12 protein-coding genes, 1 rRNA gene and 1 pseudogene are annotated in these 19371 nt (G+C 42.1%); 12 read left to right on the top strand and 2 right to left on the bottom strand.

Annotated features, from left to right (window positions below):
- Positions 1–535: ribosomal RNA gene (locus RHS_RS15935) — 23S ribosomal RNA — on the top strand; the annotation flags it as partial.
- Between the two features lie 292 nt (positions 536–827).
- Positions 828–1418, top strand: a complete 591-nt coding sequence (locus RHS_RS15940; RefSeq protein WP_044297121.1) for a sugar O-acetyltransferase — start codon at positions 828–830, stop codon at positions 1416–1418.
- Between the two features lie 216 nt (positions 1419–1634).
- Here RHS_RS15940 and RHS_RS15945 read toward each other — a convergent pair whose 3' ends face one another.
- Positions 1635–2171 carry a PadR family transcriptional regulator gene (locus RHS_RS15945; RefSeq protein ID WP_027294793.1) on the bottom strand — a complete coding sequence of 179 codons (537 nt, stop codon included), beginning with the start codon at positions 2169–2171 and terminating at the stop codon, positions 1635–1637.
- A gap of 446 nt (positions 2172–2617) precedes the next feature.
- On the opposite strand from RHS_RS15945, the gene RHS_RS15950 reads away from it, so the two are divergent.
- From RHS_RS15950 to RHS_RS15975, 6 genes and pseudogenes are all read left to right on the top strand, one after another.
- Complete coding sequence (locus RHS_RS15950; protein ID WP_047833768.1) at positions 2618–4615, top strand: FAD-dependent oxidoreductase; 1998 nt, start codon at positions 2618–2620, stop codon at positions 4613–4615.
- Between the two features lie 151 nt (positions 4616–4766).
- Positions 4767–5291 (top strand): hypothetical protein, encoded by a 525-nt coding sequence (locus RHS_RS15955; protein WP_044289470.1) that lies wholly within the window; start codon positions 4767–4769, stop codon positions 5289–5291.
- A gap of 247 nt (positions 5292–5538) precedes the next feature.
- Positions 5539–6177, top strand: a complete 639-nt coding sequence (locus RHS_RS15960) for a hypothetical protein (RefSeq protein ID WP_027294790.1) — start codon at positions 5539–5541, stop codon at positions 6175–6177.
- A 244-nt stretch (positions 6178–6421) separates the two neighbouring features.
- The gene (hisH, locus tag RHS_RS15965) at positions 6422–7027 is read left to right on the top strand and encodes an imidazole glycerol phosphate synthase subunit HisH (protein ID WP_027294789.1); all 606 of its coding nucleotides are present in this window, start codon (positions 6422–6424) and stop codon (positions 7025–7027) included.
- Positions 7028–7040: 13 nt separating this feature from the next.
- A complete protein-coding gene (hisF, locus tag RHS_RS15970) occupies positions 7041–7802 on the top strand; it encodes an imidazole glycerol phosphate synthase subunit HisF (protein WP_044297103.1) in 762 nt (253 codons plus the stop codon).
- A 12-nt stretch (positions 7803–7814) separates the two neighbouring features.
- Positions 7815–8490, top strand: a pseudogene (locus RHS_RS15975) (uracil-DNA glycosylase).
- A 159-nt stretch (positions 8491–8649) separates the two neighbouring features.
- Here the strand turns inward: RHS_RS15975 and RHS_RS15980 are convergent.
- The gene (locus RHS_RS15980; RefSeq protein ID WP_242849117.1) at positions 8650–12906 is read right to left on the bottom strand and encodes a 2-hydroxyacyl-CoA dehydratase; all 4257 of its coding nucleotides are present in this window, start codon (positions 12904–12906) and stop codon (positions 8650–8652) included.
- A gap of 286 nt (positions 12907–13192) precedes the next feature.
- Here RHS_RS15980 and tgt point away from each other — a divergent pair, with 286 nt between their 5' ends.
- From tgt to RHS_RS16000, 4 genes are all read left to right on the top strand, one after another.
- Entirely contained in the window at positions 13193–14335 is a 1143-nt protein-coding gene (gene tgt / locus RHS_RS15985) for a tRNA guanosine(34) transglycosylase Tgt (RefSeq protein ID WP_044297102.1), read from the top strand.
- A gap of 82 nt (positions 14336–14417) precedes the next feature.
- Positions 14418–14726 carry a preprotein translocase subunit YajC gene (gene yajC, locus RHS_RS15990; RefSeq protein WP_044289468.1) on the top strand — a complete coding sequence of 103 codons (309 nt, stop codon included), beginning with the start codon at positions 14418–14420 and terminating at the stop codon, positions 14724–14726.
- A gap of 181 nt (positions 14727–14907) precedes the next feature.
- Positions 14908–16341 (top strand): extracellular solute-binding protein, encoded by a 1434-nt coding sequence (locus tag RHS_RS15995; protein ID WP_027294783.1) that lies wholly within the window; start codon positions 14908–14910, stop codon positions 16339–16341.
- Between the two features lie 12 nt (positions 16342–16353).
- Positions 16354–19335 (top strand): EAL domain-containing protein, encoded by a 2982-nt coding sequence (locus tag RHS_RS16000; protein ID WP_047833752.1) that lies wholly within the window; start codon positions 16354–16356, stop codon positions 19333–19335.
- Positions 19336–19371: the final 36 nt, after the last annotated feature.

The raw sequence follows: 19371 nt of genomic DNA on the forward strand, positions 1-19371 counted from the left end.
TGGAGCAGGTACGAAAGTAGGACTTAGTGATCCGGTGGTATAAAGTGGGATTGCCATCGCTCAACGGATAAAAGCTACCCTGGGGATAACAGGCTTATCACTCCCAAGAGTTCACATCGACGGAGTGGTTTGGCACCTCGATGTCGGCTCATCGCATCCTGGGGCTGTAGTAGGTCCCAAGGGTTGGGCTGTTCGCCCATTAAAGCGGTACGCGAGCTGGGTTCAGAACGTCGTGAGACAGTTCGGTCCCTATCCGGCGTGGGCGCAGGATATTTGAGAGGAGCTGACCTTAGTACGAGAGGACCGGGTTGGACTGACCTCTGGTGTACCGGTTGTTCTACCAAGAGCATGGCCGGGTAGCCAAGTCGGGAAGGGATAAACGCTGAAGGCATCTAAGCGTGAAGCCCCCCTCAAGATGAGATATCCCCCACATAAGTGGTAAGACCCCTTGAAGACGACGAGGTAGATAGGTTAGAGGTGGAAGTGCAGTAATGTATGGAGCTGACTAATACTAATAGGTCGAAGGCTTATCCATATAGCCAGAACACTGAATGAAAACGAGCGAAAGTGAGTTTGAATTTAGTGAGAGGCATATCGGAACACTTAGCGAGGTATTTTCGAGCTTAGTATTCCGATGAGGTTTAGGATAATGTCAACAAAGTTGATATGATCAACGAAGTTGGTAATGCAAGAACGGATGATAATTTGATGAATTTCTGTGTGTGATTTTGAAGGTATATGCATGTGAGGCAGCTAAAGATAGCTGCTTTTTTTGTATAAAATTTAATTATAAAGATGATGCAAAATCCAATATCAGGGAGAGACCTATGACAGAACGAGAAAAAATGCTGGCAGGAATGCTTTATGATTGTGGAGATGAAGAATTAATTACACAATGGCATAAAGCAAAAAATTTAATTAGAGATTATAATCAACTTAATTCACAAGACATTATTGAAAAAGACAAGATTTTAAATGAATTATTAGGAGGCAGAGGTCGAAATCTATGGATTACGGCTCCATTTTATGTTGATTATGGCAATAATATTTATTTTGGAAACAATTGTGAAGTGAATATGAATTGTACTTTTCTGGATGATAATCGGATTATGATTGGAGATAATGCATTAATAGCTCCAAATGTACAGATTTATACCGCTTTTCACCCTATAAATGCAAAAGATCGGTTCGGAGATATAAAAGAAGAAGGATTTGAATTTTGCAAGACCATGACGGCTCCCGTAATTATTGGAAACAATGTCTGGATTGGAGGGGGCGCTATTATTCTTCCGGGAGTGGAAATTGGTGACAATGTAGTAATAGGAGCAGGCAGTGTGGTAACCAAATCCATCCGGGAAAATTCTGTGGCACTTGGAAGTCCCTGCAGAGTAGTTAGGGAAAATAAGAATCAAGAGTAATATAAAAGTTTTAGAATGAAATATATCTTTAAATATGATGTTTTACATTCGGCGTAAAGTAAGCTATGGTTACAATTGTTACCTTAACTTACTTTACGCCTTTTTGTTTTTCAGCAGTGGCGGTACCACATATGCAATGCTCTTATATACTCTTCTTCCACCATGCCTGTGTTCACCCGCGGGCAGGGTACCACATGTGTAATGATCTTCTATACTCTATACTTCTAATAATTCCAGTGATTCTGTTATCCAGTCCAATGTCATGTTTTCCCGCATAATTGCACTTCGTAAAATCAGATAATCTCCAAATGCAGATGTTCCTGGTTTTGGAAGTTCCTGAAATTCAGCCATATTTTTTTCCAGGTTTTTTAGTTTTTCGAAATGTTTTGACTGTTCGCTGAGAAACATGTCTTTCATTTCCGCTGTTGTGTAATTTTCACAGAAATAAATGCGAAGCCGGAATTTATCTTTTGGGGTAGGATCTAAGGGCTCATCTTTGGAGAGCCAGTTCATCAGATCGGCTTTTCCGGCTTCTGTTATGGTATAGCGCTTTTTCTCCTGAATTGTGCCGGTTATTTCCACTTCACATGAAATCAATCCTTCGTTACATAACTTGTTTAGTTCAGGATAAATCTGGCTGTGTTTTGCATACCAGAAGTTATTAAGAGTTTGATTAAAATATTTCATAATGTCATAGCCGGTGGATGGGGAGCGATTAATTATTCCCAGTAAAGCATATTTTAGTGTTCTCATTTAGAAAGACTCCTTATGAAGTTATATAGTAATTGTAATTATTTATATCATTTCAGGTATCAGATCAATACCATCATACCTTCTTGCTTATTTTATCATAGTTTTCTTTAAAAATATAGACATATGAAAAAAATATATAAATATAAACATGTAAATATTGACATAGTTTAAAAGGAGTTTTATAATGAAGCTAATTTAAATGAAAGGAGTGGAGCAAGATGTATGTTAAGGATAGTATAAAGGTGGTAGAAACTATTCGAAGTGAGGTTAAAAGGGAGGGGAAATGCTGACAGCATTTGCTGCCAGATATTTAGCATAACCTAGGAAGAACACAAAGTATGTTATAAGATATTTAGCAAAACCCAGGAAGAACACAATGTATGTTATAAGATATTTAGCAAAACCCAGGAAGAATACAAAGTATGTTTAAGAAATGGAGAATAGATATGAATCAGAAATATAAGAATTTATTTACCCCGGTGAAAATCGGGAATGTACAGCTGAAAAACAGGTTTGCCATGGCGCCTATGGGACCGCTGGGATTGGGAGATTTTCAGGGAGGATTTAATCAGCGAGGTATTGATTATTATGTAGAACGTGCCAAAGGAGGAACGGGACTGATCATTACCGGTGTAACCTTTGTGGATGAAGAGATTGAGCAGCATGGTGTTGGCAATACACCGTCGCCCACGTTTAATCCGATTCAGTTTATCCGTACTGCAAAAGAAATGACGGAGCGGATTCATGCTTACCAGGCAAAAGTGTTTTTACAGATGTCCGGTGGTTTTGGACGTGTTACGATACCTACAAATCTTGGAGAATTTCCTCCGGTTGCACCGTCTCCGATCCAGCATCGCTGGCTGGATAAGACTTGCAGGGAGATTACTGTCCAGGAAATACATACCTTAGTGAAGCAAATGGGAAAAGGTGCGTACAATGCAAAGCGTGCAGGATTTGACGGCGTTCAGATTCATGCGGTACATGAAGGGTATTTAATTGATCAGTTTGCCATCGCACTTTTTAATCATAGAGAAGATGAATATGGCGGCTCCCTGGAAAACAGGCTTCGATTTGCAAAGGAAATTGTGGAAGAGATCAAACGGACCTGTGGAGCAGATTTTCCGGTTACACTGCGCTATTCACCGAAAAGTTTTATAAAAGATTATCGGAATGGTGCATTGCCGGGAGAAGCATTTGAGGAAAAGGGACGTGATCTGGAAGAGGGAATAAAGGCGGCAAAAATGCTGGAAGGATACGGTTACGATGCCCTGGATGTAGATGTTGGTTCTTACGATTCCTGGTATTGGAGCCATCCGCCGATGTATCAGGAAAAAGGACTTTACAGACCATATGCAAAGCTTATGAAAGATACCGTACAGATCCCCATTATCTGTGCAGGAAGAATGGATAACCCGGATATGGCATCGGAAGCAGTTGAAGACGGAACCTGCGATATGGTATCTCTTGGCAGACCGCTGCTGGCAGACCCGGACTATGTACAGAAGCTGCGAAGTGGAATGGAGAAGAGAATCCGTCCCTGTATTTCCTGTCAGGAGGGATGTATGGGAAGAATCCAGCAATATTCTGCATTAAACTGTGCGGTGAATCCCCAGGCAGCGCGGGAACGTGTAAATGCTTTTACACCGGTATTTCGTCCGAAAAAAATCCTGATAGCCGGAGGCGGGGCAGCTGGCTGTGAAGCGGCCAGAGTATTGGCAATCCGCGGACATCAGGTGGCGCTGTATGAAAAAGGAAAAGCGTTAGGCGGCAATCTGCTGGCAGGTGGAGCACCTGATTTTAAAGAAGATGATATTGCATTGGCGAAATGGTATGCGGGAGAGCTTCAGGAATTAAACGTAGAGGTACATTTAGAGACGGAACTAACAAGAGATATGGTATTAGAAAAGAATGCGGACTGTGTTATTGTGGCAACCGGATCAAAGCCGAAGGTATTTTCACTTGGGGATGATGACCATACCTATACAGCATCTGAGGTACTACTGCAGGAAAAAGAAGTTGTGAATACCTGTGCAGTAATCGGAGGAGGCCTGGTTGGCTGCGAGACAGCCCTTCATCTTGCGAAACAGGGAAAGAAAGTGACTATACTGGAAGCCCTTGATAAGATCATGGAACTCAATGGTCCGATCTGTTCGGCAAATAAGGAGATGCTGGAAAAACTGCTGCCGTTTTACAATGTTGAAATTTGTACCGGGGCCAGGGCAAGCTCTTTTGCGGATGGAATTTTAACATATGAAACAAAAGAGGGTACAAAATCATTGACCTGCGACAGTGTGATTTTATCAGTAGGTTATCAGGAAGAAAATTCCTTATATAAAGAGTTAGAAGAACTTCTGCCTGAAATATACCTGCTTGGAGATGCGAAAAAAGTAAGTAATATTATGTATGCGGTTTGGGATGCATTTGAGGTTGCAAACCACATATAAGAAGTGTATAGGCCGGATAAATGAGGAATCCACAATTAACAGCTTCTGCATTAACAGCTATCTGCGGTTGTCTTTCTCGTAAAGATACGCTATAATTACAAACGTAGCAAATACGGGAGTGAAGATGATATAAATAGAAAGGATTTTTGGCATGTTAAAGACAATTTTAGATAAAGTAAAGGAAGCTGACCTTATTTTAATAGGAATAGGAACTGATTTTAAGGGAGCTCATAAAAAAGAGGATGTAAAAAAGGCCTATGATAAATTAAAAGAGCTGGTTGGAGGTAAGTCATATTTTGTAGTGACATTGAATACGGATGATTTCATTTATGAATCTGATCTGGAGAAGGAGCGGATTGTGGCACCCTGCGGGAGTGATGCGGTAAATAATGTGGTTACCAATGAGAATTATGATGAATCGATCTATCTTCCCCAGTGGGAGGTGTATACAAAATGGCTTCAGAATACGCTGAACAGAAAGCTTTGCATTCTGGAATTAGGTGTAGGATTCCAGTATCCTTCTGTTATCCGCTGGCCCTTTGAAAAAACGGCATATTTTAACCAGAAATCCAGTTTTATACGGGTTCATGACAAATTAGCGCAGCTGACACCGGAGATCCGGGAGAGAAGTATTTCTGTCAGTCAGAATCCGGTTAGCTTATTGATTGAAGAATAAGATTATGTAAAATCTTGAATTCATATCTAATAAAAGGAAAACTGCACATTGTTGTGAAAATATATGTGATAAACTTGAAATTATCTTTCTAATTAAGGATAAATATGGTAAAATATTTCTGGAACCTGTTTAGATAAGCATGGAAAAGTACTCATCAATCTGAAAGTCTTGATGAAAGCAATGATTAATTTCTAAACAGCTTTTTGTTGATGAACCGGATCATGTATTGAAATAAGGAGGATTGCGTATGGAAACACGTGCAGTAAAAATTAAGTCAAAAGCAAATTCAATGGTAGCGATTAAGGTCATCCAGGGACATTTTGCAACAAATCATTCTCATATCAATTATTATATTGACATGACCACTTTAAAGGCAAGACAGAGTGAAGCGGCTGCTGCGGCAGAACTTCTGGCGAGAAAGTATGAGATGACGACTTTTGTGGATACGATTGTCTGTATGGATGGCTGTGAAGTAATCGGGTCGTACCTGGCCCAGCAGCTTAGCCAGGCAGGCATTATGTCTATGAACCAGCATAAGACAATTTATATCGTTACACCGGAACTGCATACAGGCGGTCAGTTGATTTTCCGGGATAACATGCAGATGATGATCCGCGGAAAGCATGTGGTTCTCTTACTATCCTCCATTACAACCGGTAAGAGCATTAGCAGAAGCCTGGAGTGCATCCGGTATTACGGCGGAGAGATTGCGGGAATTTCTGCAGTTTTCAGCGCGTACCATCCAAAAGATGTGGAGATTAACTCTATTTTTACGGAGAAGGACATTCCGGATTATCAGACCTATGATTTTTCTGCCTGTCCGATGTGTGCCAGGAAAGTTCCTGTGGATGCGATTGTAAACAGTTATGGATACTCGAAGATATAAAGGTGTATGGACTTGAGCCTGTCCCTTGCCAAAGGTGACTTTAACTGGGCAGGCGGAGTTACTGTATATAGGCTTGCCTGTGAACAGTAATTATTTTACCGCTATACAGTGCGAAATTCGTCGATTTGGAATTGTATCTTGAAAATAAATATGATAAACTGTAAAGGAATGCTGCAAAATAGAGGCAGCATTCCTTTTTCAATGGATTTTAGAATAATGATAACCCGGATAAGGAAGTGACAACATGATAGCGATTATTGATTATGATGCAGGTAATTTGAAAAGTGTAGAAAAGGCTTTGATGCACCTTGGAGAAAATCCGGTAGTATCAAGGGACAGAGAGGTAATTCTAAAGGCGGATAAGGTTATTCTGCCCGGTGTTGGCTCCTTTAAGGAGGCAATGGAGAGATTAAAGGAATATAAATTAGTTGACGTGATTCATGAAGTGGCAGATATGCAGAAACCTTTTCTTGGAATCTGCCTTGGTTTGCAGCTGCTGTTTGAGAGCAGTGAAGAGAGCCCGGGCGTAGATGGTCTTGGCATATTGAAAGGCAGGATTGTGCGGATTCCGGATAATCATGATTTGAAAATTCCCCATATTGGCTGGAATTCTTTGAAATATCCCAATGAGGGAAAGCTTTTTGCGGGACTTGAAGAGGATGCGTATGTTTACTTTGTACACTCTTATTATCTGCAGGCAGAGGAACCGGAAACAGTGGCTGCCACTACCTGGTATGGAACGGATATCCATGCAGCTGTGGAAAAGGGAAATGTGTTTGCCTGTCAGTTCCATCCGGAGAAAAGCAGTGATACAGGACTTCAGATACTGAAAAATTTTGCAGGGTTATAGGAGGATATTTAAGATGTTTACAAAAAGAATTATTCCCTGTCTGGATGTACATAATGGACGTGTGGTAAAAGGTGTTAATTTTGTCAACCTGAAGGATGCAGGGGATCCGGTTCAGATTGCGGCGGCATATGATAAGGCCGGTGCTGACGAGGTCGTATTTCTGGATATAACGGCTTCTTCCGATGCAAGGGAGACTGTTGTGGACATGGTCCGGAAAGTGGCTGAAAATGTCTTTATTCCCTTCACAGTGGGTGGTGGAATCCGTTCGGTAGATGATTTTAAGGCGCTTCTTCGGGAAGGTGCCGATAAAATTTCAATCAACTCCTCTGCAATTGACAATCCCAGTCTGATCAGCGAAGCGGCAGACAAATTTGGCAGCCAGTGCGTTGTGGTGGCAATTGATGCCAGAAAGCGGGAAGATGGCTCAGGCTGGAATATTTATAAAAACGGCGGCAGAATTGATGTGGGAATGGATGCTGTTGAGTGGGCAATGAAAGCAGATAAAATGGGGGCGGGCGAAATCCTGCTGACCAGTATGGACTGTGACGGGACAAAAGCGGGATATGATTTAGAGCTTACCAGAACCATTGCAGAAAATGTTTCCATTCCGGTTATCGCATCGGGAGGAGCCGGAACCATGGAGCATTTTTACGATGCATTAACAGAAGGAAAGGCAGATGCAGTTCTGGCGGCATCGCTGTTTCACTATAAAGAGCTCGAGATAAAAGAACTAAAGAAATACCTGGCAGGAAAAAATGTGCCGGTAAGATTGTAAGGAGGAGTGAGTATGCCACCAATCAGTAACGACTGGTTAGTACCTTTAAAACCAGAATTTAAGAAACCATATTATGCAAATCTTTATAAGAAAGTAATGGAAGAGTATCAGACAAGACTGATCTTCCCGGCAGCAGATGATATCTTCAATGCATTTGCATTTACGCCTTTAGAACAGGTGAAGGTCGTGATTTTAGGACAGGATCCCTATCATGGGGACGGTCAGGCACATGGGCTTTGTTTTTCCGTAAAGCCTGATGTGGAGATTCCGCCGTCGCTTGTGAATATCTATCAGGAACTGAGGGATGATGTGGGCTGTTATGTTCCAAATAACGGACATCTGACGAAATGGGCAAAGCAGGGTGTTCTGCTTTTGAATACGGTTTTAACCGTAAGAGCGCATCAGGCAAATTCTCACAGAGGAATCGGCTGGGAAGAGTTTACTGATGCGGCAATCCGCATATTAAATCAGCAGGACAGACCAATTGTATATATCCTTTGGGGACGTCCTGCCCAAATGAAAAAGGCTATGCTTAATAATCCGAAACATCTGATTCTGGAAGCGCCGCATCCAAGTCCGCTGTCTTCCTACAGAGGTTTTTTTTGGCAGTAAGCCTTTTAGTAAGACCAATGCATTTCTTAAAAGTAATGGGATGGAAACAATTGACTGGCAGATTGAGAATATCTGATGGTTTGCTGTACCCAGGGATCGAAGCTTAAAACAAGAAATCCTTGATTTGGATTATAAAATTGCATTATGAAATTAGAAAAGAGAAAGAAATCCCACGACTAGCGGATTTCTTTCTCTTTTAACTTCTATTACATTTACTATAAATGGATTCCGAAACTTATGCATCCATTTCTTTTTTTAGATTTTTCTGAGCTGTGGAAAGCATCAGTTTAATACGGTTCAGCTGGTTAACCTCACTTGCTCCCGGATCATAATCAATTGCCACGATATTGGAAAGCGGGTATCTGTGCCGCAGTTCTTTGATAACGCCTTTCCCTACGACATGGTTTGGCAGGCATCCAAATGGCTGGGTACATACAATATTATTGGTACCGCTGTGTATCAGTTCCAGCATTTCTCCGGTCAGGAACCAACCTTCTCCGGTCTGGTTTCCAATAGAGACAATTGGATTAGCAAATTCAGCCAGATCCTCAATTTTTGCCGGTGCATGGAAGTGAACGCTTTTTTCCAGTTCTTTGGAAGCGGCACTTCTTATAAATTCAAGTGCCTTGATACCTGCGTTTGCAAACTGGGCGGAGGATTTCTTCATCCCTAAGTTTTCTGCTTTGAAATTGGTGTTATAGAAACAGTAGAGCAGGAAGTCCATCAGATCCGGCACAACTGCTTCCGCACCTTCCGCCTCTAAAAGTTCAACCAGATGGTTGTTGGCAGCGGGCAGGAATTTAACCAGAATCTCACCTACGACGCCGACTTTCGGCTTTCTGATATCCAGGATAGGCAGTGCATCAAAGTCCCTGATTAACTGGCGGCATAACTTTTTAAATTCCAGGAAAGACGGATGGCGCTGGGAGATAAACCGCATGCAGCGTTCTTCCCATTTCTGGTGCAGCGCATTGGCACTTCCTCTTACTTTTTCATAAGGACGCATACGGTAGAGGCATCGCATGAAAAGGTCACCGAATACTACGGCATACAGTCCTTTGGTTATCAGGGAATAGTTGATTTTAAATCCAGGGTTTTTCTCAAGTCCGCTTAAGTTAATGGAAATAACCGGGATATTCGGGTAACCTGCTTTTTCAAGGGCACGGCGGATAAAACCAATGTAATTACTTGCCCTGCAGCCGCCGCCAGTCTGGGAAATCAGGACTGCTGTTTTATCCAGGTTGTATTTTCCGGAGTGTACGGCATCCATAATCTGTCCCACTACGATCAGTGAAGGGAAGCAGGCATCGTTATTCACGTATTTCAGACCCATGTCAATTGCGGCCTTATCATCTGTATTTAATACCTCTAACCGATAGCCGGAAGTGTTGAAAGCGGCTTCCAGAAGACCAAAGTGAATCGGTGACATCTGGGGACAGAGGATCGTGTAATCTTTCTTCATCTGCTCGGTAAAAACAACGCGTTTCATATTAGCCGGCTGAATACAGCGGCATATTTTACGTTCTTCTCTTACGCGGATAGCAGAGAGAAGTGAGCGGACACGGATTCTGGCAGCTCCCAGATTGTTTACTTCATCGATTTTCAGGCAGGTGTAAATTTTACCTGAGTTGGCGAGAATGTCATTCACCGAGTCGGTGGTAACGGCATCCAGCCCGCAGCCGAAGGAGTTTAACTGGATAAGATCCAGATTTTCCGTAGTCTTAACATAGTTCGCAGCAGCATAGAGCCTGCTGTGGTACATCCACTGATCCATAACAATTAAGGGACGTTCCGGCTGATTTAAGTGGGAAACACTGTCTTCGGTCAGAACTGCTACTCCATAGGAGTTGATCAGTTCGGGAATACCGTGATTAATTTCAGAATCGATGTGGTATGGCCGGCCGGCAAGGACAATTCCGTGTCTTCCGGTTTCCTTTAAATAGGCAATGGTTTCTTCCCCTTTGCGGTACATTTCAAGCCTTGTACGCTCCAATTCATCCCATCCTGCCTGTACAGCTGATTTGATCTCCGCTGCCGGAATACGCGGAAAGGTTTTGTATAACTGTGAGCAGATGGTTTCTACACTGGTAAATGCCAGGAACGGGTTGGAGAAGTTAATCTTTTCAGTCTTAATTTCTTCAATATTATTTTTGATATTCTCTGCATAAGAGGTTACAATCGGACAGTTGTAATGGTTGTTAGCTTCCGGGAATTCGTTCCGTTCATAAGGAATACATGGGTAAAAAATGAAGTTAATTCCCTGACGAATCAGCCAGGTCACATGACCATGAGCTAATTTTGCCGGATAACATTCCGATTCACTTGGTATGGATTCAATGCCAAGTTCATAAATCTTATGGGTGGAAGGAGGGGAGAGCACAACTTTGTATTTCAACTGGTTAAAAAATGTAAACCAGAACGGGTAATTATCATACATGTTCAGAACCCTTGGAATACCTACGGTGCCGCGGACTGCTTCGTCCTCTTCCAGCGGTGTATAGGAAAACATCAGTTTATTTTTAAAGTCAAACAGGTTTGGAATATTGTCTTTATTTTTCTCTTTTCCAAGACCGCGTTCACAGCGGTTGCCGCTTACAAACTGGCGTCCGCCGGTAAAACGGTTTACCGTCAGGCGGCAGTGGTTGGTACAGCCTTTGCATTTCGCCATAGTAGTAGTGAACTGCAGCTTATTGATCTTGTCGATAGAAAGCATGGTAGTTTCTTTATTTTCGTCATAACGTTCTCTGGCGATCAGAGCGGCACCAAATGCCCCCATGATACCGGCAATATCCGGTCGGATTGCTTCACAGTCTGCGATCTTTTCAAAGCTTCGCAGAACAGCATCGTTGTAGAAAGTACCACCCTGAACCACAATATGACGTCCCAGTTCTGAAGCATCTGAGACCTTAATAACTTTATATAATGCATTTTTAATAACAGAATAAGCAAGGCCGGCAGAGATATCGGAGACATCTGCACCTTCCTTTTGTGCCTGCTTTACCTTGGAGTTCATGAATACGGTACATCTGGTACCAAGGTCAATGGGATGCTTCGCAAAAAGAGCGGCTTTTGCAAAATCCTGTACGCTGTAATTCAGGGATTTGGCAAAGGTTTCTATAAAGGAGCCGCATCCGGAGGAGCAGGCTTCATTTAACTGCACGCTGTCAACGGTATGGTTCTTGATTTTAATACACTTCATATCCTGGCCGCCAATGTCCAGGATACAGTCAACTTCCGGGTCAAAGAAAGCTGCAGCATAATAGTGGGAAACCGTTTCCACCTCGCCTTCATCCAGCATGAGAGCCGCTTTTATCAGAGCTTCCCCATATCCCGTAGAACAGGAGTAGGCGATAGCTGCAGAATCCGGCATCAGGGAATAGATTTCTTTGATTGCGGAAATCGTAGTGTTCAATGGACTACCGTTGTTGCTGCTGTAAAATGAATATAATAGAGAACCGTCTTCGCCTACGAGAGCAGCCTTTGTTGTTGTTGAGCCGGCATCAATGCCCAGGAAGCAGAGCCCTTCATAAGAACTCAGGTCATCTGTTACCACGTTATAGTTACTCTGTCTTACGTTAAACTTCGCATAATCTTCTTCCGATTCAAACAGTGGTTCCATTCGTGCCACTTCAAACTCCATCTTAATGGCAGAGGAGAGCTTCCCGGTCAATGCTTCCAATGAAGTTAAAACCTTTGGATCATGATTCAGTGCCGAACCAATCGCTGCAAACAAATGGGAATTGTTTGGCGTAATCGCATGTTCGTCATCCAGGTTTAAAGTACGGATAAATGCCTGTTTTAACTCGGAAAGGAAGTGAAGCGGTCCTCCCAGAAATGCTACGTGGCCGCGAATCGGTTTTCCGCAGGCGAGCCCACTGATGGTCTGGTTTACAACAGCCTGGAAAATAGATGCGGATAAATCTTCTTTTGTTGCCCCTTCATTGATCAGAGGCTGGATATCTGATTTCGCAAATACTCCGCAGCGGGCAGCAATCGTATAAAGAGAGCTGTAGTTTTTCGCGTACTCATTCAGTCCCGTAGCATCTGTCTGAAGGAGGGATGCCATCTGATCAATAAAAGAACCGGTACCTCCGGCACAAATACCGTTCATACGCTGTTCCACGCTGCCGCCTTCAAAGTATATAATCTTAGCGTCTTCGCCGCCAAGTTCAATGGCAACATCGGTCTGCGGTGCATAATCCTGAAGCGCTGTAGACACAGCGATTACTTCCTGGACAAATGGAACACCCAGGTGTTTGGCGAGGGTAAGTCCCCCGGAACCGGTAATCATAGGAGCCAGGGAAAGTTCCCCCAGCTGGTTAAAAGCTTTTTTTAATAAAGAAGACAAGGTCTCCTGAATATTGGCATAATGTCTTTCATAGTCTGAAAACAACAGATTCCGGTTGTGATCCAGAATTGCAATCTTAACAGTGGTAGAACCAATGTCAATTCCCAGACTATGTAAGGCAGTTTCATTTATATCGTTTTGCATTTATGTGCCTCCAATCTATGTGAGAGTTGCTGTGCAGCAGGCCAGAACAGCATGAATAGCCAAAGGGGCCGGCTGGTATACTACATCTTGTATGGCATTGAATACCACGCTACATTATACGACAAATCAAATTAAAATACAATCCTAAATTGCGGAAATGATTTCCTATTAAAAGATGATTAAAAGATGTCGGATTGCAAAACTTGTACTTTAAGGAAAGATATGTTAAAATACTCTGGAATGTTTTTTAACATAAACTAAAATAAACATAAAGCAGGTAATATCAATGTACAAACTTATAAAACAAGACGGTAAAGCAAAAAGAGGCGAGCTGCACACGGTACATGGAGTTATTCAGACTCCGGTATTCATGAATGTGGGGACTGCAGCGGCGATTAAGGGAGCTGTGGCAACAACGGACCTCCAGGAGATCGGTACGCAGGTAGAACTTTCCAATACCTATCATCTGCATGTACGTCCAGGCGACGATGTAGTCAGGAAAATGGGCGGACTGCATAAATTCATGGTATGGGACAAACCTATTTTGACCGATTCCGGCGGATTCCAGGTGTTCTCCCTGGCCGGACTTCGTAAGATAAAAGAAGAAGGTGTATATTTCAGTTCCCATATTGACGGCAGAAAGATATTTATGGGACCGGAAGAGAGCATGCAGATACAGTCGAATCTGGCATCTACCATTGCCATGGCATTTGATGAATGTCCATCCAGTGTGGCAAGCAGAGAATATGTACAGAATTCTGTTGACCGTACCACAAGATGGCTGGCAAGATGTAAGGAAGAGATGGCACGACTGAACAGCCTGGAAGATACCATTAATAAAGACCAATTATTATTTGCGATAAATCAGGGGGCGATTTACGAAGATATCCGTATTGAACATGCGAAAACGATTGCACAGATGGATCTGGACGGATATGCAATCGGCGGCCTGGCAGTAGGAGAAACGCATGAGGAAATGTACCGGATACTGGACGCGGTGGTACCGCACCTTCCTTTGGAAAAGCCAACCTATCTCATGGGAGTGGGAACACCGGCAAATATTTTAGAAGCAGTAGACCGGGGGGTGGATTTCTTTGACTGTGTATACCCCAGCAGGAATGGACGCCATGGGCATGTCTATACCAATCAGGGCAAGCTGAATCTGTTTAATGCAAAATTCGAACTGGATGACAAGCCAATAGAAGAAGGCTGCCAGTGTCCGGCGTGCCGGCATTACAGCAGAGCATATATCCGCCATTTGTTAAAGGCGAAGGAAATGCTGGGAATGCGGCTGTGCGTACTTCATAATCTGTATTTCTACAATCACATGATGGAAGAAATCCGGGAAGCGATAGAACAGGGACGGTACGCAGAGTACAAAAAAGCCAAATTAGAGGGTTTTGAACAGGGAAACATTAAAATTCGCTAAATTATTAAAAAATACTTGATGATTTGGCAGAATTTGTGTATTATGTAATTTATGAGTGAAAAAGAAATGGAGGAAGTCACACATGAGTAATGTTTTGAGTGCCGGCGGAGCTGCAGGTGGAATGGGTCTTTTAATTCTCTACGTAGTAGTAATTGGTGCAGCAATGTACTTTTTTGCTATCAGACCGCAGAAGAAGGAGCAGAAGAGATTAAATGCAATGCTGTCTGATCTTGCTGTAGGAGATAGTATCGTAACTACCGGAGGATTTTACGGTGTTATAATTGATATTACAGATGAAGACGTGATTGTAGAATTTGGAAGCAATAAGAATTGCAGAATTCCAATGAGAAAAGCTGCAATTGCAGAAGTTGAAAAGCCAGAAGCTGAATAAGGTTTATTGAAGATACCGGGATGCCGGTATCTTTTTTGTTGTGAATTTTCTGGAATTGGAAGCAATAATATTATCCTTTCATCCAAATATAATGGTATCTCAGTTGGTAAAAATATGATATAATAGCCTCTATATGCATCCTTAAATAAAAAGAGATTATAATACGGAAAGAGTAAAAATTATGAAAAAGAAATTGTTGGCTTTTGGGATTGCAGCAGGGTTATTTGCAGTTGCATTAGGTGGGTGTAGTTCAAAAGGAAAAGTAAAGTTAGATCCAAAGAATCCGGTGAATATTGACATCTGGCATTATTACAGCGGAAACCAGCAGAATGCGCTGGACAATATGATTAAAGAATTTAACAGCACGGTTGGACTGGAAGAAGGAATTGTTGTAAGTGCTTTAAACTGCGGGAGCATACCGGAGTTATCGGAAAAAGTGCTGGATACTGCGAACAAGAAAGTCGGAACTTCCGATATGCCCAGTATTTTTCTGGGTTATACCAATACGGTGTATGAAATAGATAAAAAGGGTCTGGTTGCAAATTTAGATGATTATCTGAGTAAAGAAGAACTGGAACAGTATGACCCGGCTTATATTGAAGAAGGACGAATGGGAGAAAAGAATGAATTGAAAATTTTCCCAACGGCGAAGTCAACAGAGATGATGATGCTCAATAAGACAGACTGGGACAAGTTCGCTGCGGAAACAGGGGCAGATATAAATGAACTAGGGACATTAGAAGGATTGATTGACGTTTCGGAACAATATTATGACTGGTCCGGCGGAAAGGCATTCTTTGGCAGGGATGCAATGGCGAATTATCTACTCATTGGAGCAAAACAGCTTGGGACAGAAATTTTTAAAGTGGAAAATGGAAAAGTGGAGTTTCAGCTAGACAAAGAAGTGATGAAAAAGATCTGGGACGGCTACTATGTTCCTTACATAAAAGGTTATTTCGGAGCCTATGGCAAGTTCCGTTCCGATGATGCAAAAGTAGGGGATCTTCTGGCTTTTGTTGGCTCTACCACATCCGCTACTTATTTTCCGAAAGAAGTCTTTATCGATGACAGCAACAGCTATCCGGTTGAAGCAATGGCATTAAAAGCTCCGGTTTTTGAAGGCGGAGAAAACTATGCGGTACAGCAGGGAGCGGGCATGGCAGTTACCAAATCCACGCCGGAAAAAGAGTATGCTTCCGTAGAATTTATGAAATGGTTCACAGATACTGAGCAGAATATGGCTTTCTCCATTGAATCTGGATATCTTCCGGTTAAAAAAGAAGCAAAGACAAGTGAAAAGTTGAAATCAACCCTGGCAAATTATGAGGATGGGAAAATTGATTCCGTTATGAAAGAAACTCTGAATATTGCATTTGAGATGTCCGATACTTACAAATTTTATACAGCCAAAGCTTTTGAAGGAAGTGAAACAGCCAGGGATATTCTGGAATACAGTTTGTCGGATAAGGCAAAGGAAGACAAACAGGCTATTGATGCATTGATAAAAAATGGTACGGGCAGGGATGAAGCGATTGCCAAATATAATACACAGGAAAATTTTGAAGCATGGCTGAGCCAGTTAACAGAGAAGTTGGAGACAACGCAGGCCAATTAATGGGGAAGTAAGATGAAAAGATCAAAAACATCATTATTGAAGAAAATTTTAATTCCAATTTTGATCGTCATGCTATTTCAGGCAGGATTGTTTTACTGCGTTGTTTTTGAAAGCGGAACGATGGACAAGCTGAAGAATAATTCTTTTCATATCTTTAGTGAAAAAGTGAATAACCGTAGAAATTCTCTCCAAAACGATATGATATCAAGGTGGGGGAATGTCAAAGGTACTTCGGAGGATATTACATCAGCGGTTCAGACAATTTTAAGCAAACAGGGGAAGACACCTCAGGATATTGTGATGAACAGTGAATGCAGCAAAGAAATTTTAAATAAAATTTCAGACTATCTGTTGGAAATGATGAGAAGGAATGTGGTAAGCGGTGCATTTGTTATTTTTAACGGAGATGGAAGCGATGACAAAAGTGGAATCTATTTCAGGGATTCCGACCCGACTACCACCACAGGAGATTATTCAGACCTGCTTGCACTTCGGGGGCCTTCCTATATCACCAATAAATATCGTATTGCTCTGGACCGTTTTTGGACTCCGGGCTTTCAGATGGATGAGAGTGATACGGATGATGCCTTTTATTACCGCCCGTTTGAGGCGGCAAAAGAACATCCGGAAATAGAAAGTAAAGATCTTGGATACTGGAGCAGCCCATTTTACCTGAATAAAAGTGAAGCAGGAGATTCCGTTCCAATTATTACCTATTCCGTACCCATTATACTGGGGGGAGAACCAATCGGTGTTATGGGTGTGGAAATGTCTCTGGATTACCTGAATACAGAACTGCCTTTTAAGGAATTGGACAACCAGAACTATGGAAGTTATATACTGGCAATGGGACAAAGTGAAAGTGATGTCGAAGAGGTTCCTCTGACCTACCGCTTAATTACCCAGACCGGAATTATGTCAAAACAACTGTTCCCGGAAATCGGCGGGCAGCTGGAACTGGAAGATAACCTTACCAATAACTATTTTTACCCAATTAAATCAGACGGTAAGAAAACTTATGGATGCGTTCAGACGATAAAACTGTATAATACACATACGCCCTTTGAGAATGAACAATGGGTTTTAATTGGTGTTGTTTCCGATGATCATCTGCTTTCCTTTTTTTATAGTTTCCGTACCAGTATTATGGTGATGATCATACTTTCGCTGCTGATTGGTGTTGCAGCAAGTTTTGTAGTGTCGAAACTGGTAGCGAATCCCATTACGGCGCTCAGCAGAAAGTTGAAAACACTGAATCCGGATAAACCCATTCATCTGGAAAGACTGGAAGTATCAGAAATAGATGAACTGTCAGATACAATTGAAAATCTCAGTGTGGAAGTGGCGAATAATGCCAATAAACTTTCTACAATCCTGGCAATGACAGATATTAAAATGGGCGCCTGTGAATATAATCATGAGAAGCCCGAAAGAGTATTTTGCACCGAGCAGTTTTGTGAAATCCTGGGAATTGAAAAGGATGAAAATTATGTAGAATCAGGTAAGGTGAAAGCGGCTATTAGAAAATTGCTGCCTTATCTGGTCAGCAGGGATAAGAATGAAGGGGTATATATCCTGCATATAGATGAAGCAAAGTACCCTTACTGGCTGAGAGCCAAGGTAGTTACAAAAGAAGGCAGAACCCTTGTTGTCCTTACTGATATCAGTAAGGATATGGAAGAAAAGATAAAGATAGAGCATGAAAGGGATTATGATATCCTGACTAATCTTTTTAACCGCAGGGCATTCTGTGCCAGACTGGACCGGCTGTTTGAAGAACCCCAGAAGTTGAAACAGGGCGCGATGGTAATGCTGGATCTGGACAATCTGAAGTATGTAAATGATACTTACGGTCATGATTATGGTGACGAATACATCAGACTGGCGGCAGATGTATTAAAGAAATATCCGGATCCCCAGTCAGTTATTTCCAGACTGTCGGGAGATGAGTTTATGATCTTTGTTTATGGCTATCAGAATCAGGAAGAGATCCAGCAGAAATTTGCAGAAATGTTTGCAAAATTCAAGGACGCGAAGATTACGTTCCAGGATATGACTTCTATTCAGGTAAGGGCTTCCGCCGGTATTGCAGCATATCCTAAAGATGCGGTAAATTATCATGATCTTATCCGGTATGCGGATTTTGCAATGTATCTGGTCAAAAAGACCAACAAAGGGCAGATGGAAGCTTTTAACGTGGATATCTATAATAAAGAATCTTATCTGTTACAGTGTAAAGAAGAACTGAATAAGCTGATTGAAGAAGAACTGCTGGATTACATGTATCAGCCGATTGTCTCTACAACTACCGGAGTGGTATTTGCCTATGAAGCACTGATGCGGCCACGGACAACAAATATCAAAACGCCGTTTGAGCTTTTAACATTGGCAAGGGCGCAGTCGAAACTGCATGAAATTGAACGGCTGACCTTTTCAAAAGCACTGGAAGGATTTGTTAAGCTAAAGGAATCTTCCGGAGACGGCAGGCTGTTCATAAATTCCATTGCCAACCAGTGTATGAGTGAAAAAGAAATCGCTGACATTGAATCTCAGTACGGAAAATATTTATCCAGGATTGTTTTAGAAATTACGGAGGAAGACAAACTGGATGCACCGCTTATGGAGCGGAAGAAGGAAGCATTAAAATCCTGGGGAGCACAGCTTGCAATTGACGATTTTGGAACCGGATATAACTCTGAAGGAGTTCTCTTAAGTATCCGTCCGGATTATATTAAGATAGACAAATCCCTTGTAGAGGGTATCTGCCAGGATAAAAATAAACAGATGCTGCTGCGCCACCTGGTTACTTATGCACAGGAACATCAGATTAAAACCATTGCGGAGGGTGTGGAAACGGCAGATGAAATGCAGGCCCTGATTCTGGAAAAGATTGATTACCTGCAGGGGTATTATCTGGCAAGACCTGGATTTATTCCACCCGAAATACCGGAAAAAGTACGCAGGCAGATCATAGATTTAGGAAAAAATCGGTAAAAATAGGGATTATAGTTGAAAAGTGCATAAAAATGC

Origin of the sequence: Robinsoniella sp. RHS, from assembly GCF_001029355.1 — a bacterium.
GTDB classification, from domain to species: domain Bacteria; phylum Bacillota; class Clostridia; order Lachnospirales; family Lachnospiraceae; genus Robinsoniella; species Robinsoniella peoriensis.

Coding starts and splice junctions, on each gene's coding strand:
- RHS_RS15960 (WP_027294790.1), top strand. CDS start 5,539: ATGGAAACACGTGCAGTAAAAATTAAGTCAAAAGCAAATTCAATGGTA.
- hisF (WP_044297103.1), top strand. CDS start 7,041: ATGTTTACAAAAAGAATTATTCCCTGTCTGGATGTACATAATGGACGT.
- RHS_RS15940 (WP_044297121.1), top strand. CDS start 828: ATGACAGAACGAGAAAAAATGCTGGCAGGAATGCTTTATGATTGTGGA.
- RHS_RS15955 (WP_044289470.1), top strand. CDS start 4,767: ATGTTAAAGACAATTTTAGATAAAGTAAAGGAAGCTGACCTTATTTTA.
- hisH (WP_027294789.1), top strand. CDS start 6,422: ATGATAGCGATTATTGATTATGATGCAGGTAATTTGAAAAGTGTAGAA.
- RHS_RS15945 (WP_027294793.1), bottom strand. CDS start 2,171: ATGAGAACACTAAAATATGCTTTACTGGGAATAATTAATCGCTCCCCA.
- RHS_RS16000 (WP_047833752.1), top strand. CDS start 16,354: ATGAAAAGATCAAAAACATCATTATTGAAGAAAATTTTAATTCCAATT.
- RHS_RS15950 (WP_047833768.1), top strand. CDS start 2,618: ATGAATCAGAAATATAAGAATTTATTTACCCCGGTGAAAATCGGGAAT.
- yajC (WP_044289468.1), top strand. CDS start 14,418: ATGAGTAATGTTTTGAGTGCCGGCGGAGCTGCAGGTGGAATGGGTCTT.
- RHS_RS15980 (WP_242849117.1), bottom strand. CDS start 12,906: ATGCAAAACGATATAAATGAAACTGCCTTACATAGTCTGGGAATTGAC.
- RHS_RS15995 (WP_027294783.1), top strand. CDS start 14,908: ATGAAAAAGAAATTGTTGGCTTTTGGGATTGCAGCAGGGTTATTTGCA.
- tgt (WP_044297102.1), top strand. CDS start 13,193: ATGTACAAACTTATAAAACAAGACGGTAAAGCAAAAAGAGGCGAGCTG.